The following is a 1,909-nucleotide window of genomic DNA, read 5'->3' as shown; positions in this document are numbered from 1 at the left end:
CCGTTCGGGCCCTTGATGAAATTGCCGTAGGCGTCGGTCGCCAGCAATGGCACGTTGTTGAAATCGGCATCAGTGAGATTGATGCCGAGCAGATCATGGGCTTGCGCCTTGACCACCTTCCAGGTGGCCATGCCACCGATCCCGACGTCGTCGGCCGTACCGAACACGCCATCGGCGCCCAGATCACGATTTTCGATCAACTTGCCGGTGGCCACCGGATCGCCCGCTGCGTTGAGCTCATAGGCACGCAGGAACACCTGGTGCGAAGGATGCGAGCTATAGGTCTGGTTCTGGTCGACAAACGGCGAGGTGGTGTTGGTGTTCTCGTGGATGTCRTCGGCSGTGCCSAGGATRCCGTCGGGGCCGGGYWKATTGGTGGCGCGSGTCAGCACCATGAAGTTGGTCGGGCTACCYGGCACGAASAGCGGGTCRTCYGGCTGCARMGGAACGAACACGGTGCCCGAACCGCCCTTGGTGACSAGGTCCAGGCCATGGTCGAAGAACTGGCCRAAGAARGTCATCCATTGGTTGAASGGCGCGGTCAGGCCCGCGTCGGGGCTCACGTTCGGATCGAAGAAGGTCTGGAACGTCGTGCCGTCGGTGCGGGTTCCGGTAACCACCTGAGCACCAACTTTCAAGACATCATCAGCGGTGCCGAGGACGCCATCCAGACCGGGATCGAAGGTGGCCGCGACYGCCGCCGGGTTGTTGGCGGTCTGGTCSACGATCAGGTTGCTGATGGTGCGCGGCTGCGAGTCGATCACCAGGCCGCTGGTCTGGGTGTAACTCGTACCGGCGTCGGCCGTGCGGAAGTCCGGCGTGGTCAGGCGCGGGAATACGTTATCGGCGGCACCGAACTCGGGATGGAGCAGGTTGTTTTCCGTCCCTTCGACCGTGCGCAAACCGAATGGCATCCGTATGTTCGGCAGCAGAGAAACCATGTTCTCACCAGCCGCGTTGTGTTCCGCTATCTTGATCTGGTCAAGGATGAACGCCAGGTCGGATTGCGTGTAACGCACACCATTGCTGGGGGCAGTGGTCTGCGGATCAATCAACGAAGGCGCCGCTGCGGGGGCCGGCGCCCCGGCCACTACTGCCGTAGTCGGTGCCGAGAATACCTGCTCGGTCACGCCATGATCGTCGGCATAGATGCCTTTGACGCGCACTGCCAGGCCGGCAAGATCCGACGTCACCGTGAGTGTGGGCGCGTCTGCTCTGGTAAATCCGATACCGATGCGGCCTGGCCCGAGGATGATGTCCTCGAAGACGCCCGAGCCCGGTGCCGCTTCAAACTGCCATACGTAACTGATGGAATTGTGGATCGCCCCGCCCGCGTTGTCGCCATCGGTGAGGCCTGCCCCCGACACGGTCAGTATCTGGCCAACGGTCGGCGCGGTGTTATCCACCGTCAGTGCGCCTACCGGCTCAGCGTTGAGCCCCGGCACGAGGACCATGGACTGATCGGAGAACTGCAGCCGCTCGATGTGGGTGAGACGGTCGGTTTCTTCCTTGCCGACATTGTCGGTCACGGTGACGATGTCATCGGAAAAGTCGAGCGCAGTGCCGTTATCGTTGACGGAGACTGTGTAGTTGGACAGCGGGCCCATGAAGTTGACGGTGTCGAAGCCACCCACGCCCGGCAGGATCTCACGCACGGCGACGAGCTGGCCGGGATTGTAGGTGCCGTTGAGCATGAGCGGGATCATCGGCGTCATGCTGTCGAAGCTGGCGATCTCCGGCCCGGTGCCATCCACGTTCTGACGCACGCTGATGCGCACGTTGAGCCAACTGTCGCCGTCGATGAGGTCGCTACCGCCACGGCCTTCGATGATGTCGCTGCCATCGCCGCCGAGGATGATGTTGCCCGCGCCGAACTGATCGTCGGCCGTCCCCCCGATACCGTCGGCAC

The 1,909-nt window shown here is 62.7% G+C and carries 1 pseudogene; it reads right to left on the bottom strand.

Features of this window, described 5'->3' with window-relative positions:
- Positions 1–1,909 (bottom strand): annotated as a pseudogene (locus tag AC1DVH_RS30275) (peroxidase family protein); the annotation flags it as partial.

Source organism: Pseudomonas sp. P4_C3, assembly GCF_056402075.1.
Note: the sequence above shows the minus strand (reverse complement) of the source record. Positions and strands in the feature narration are given on the sequence as shown.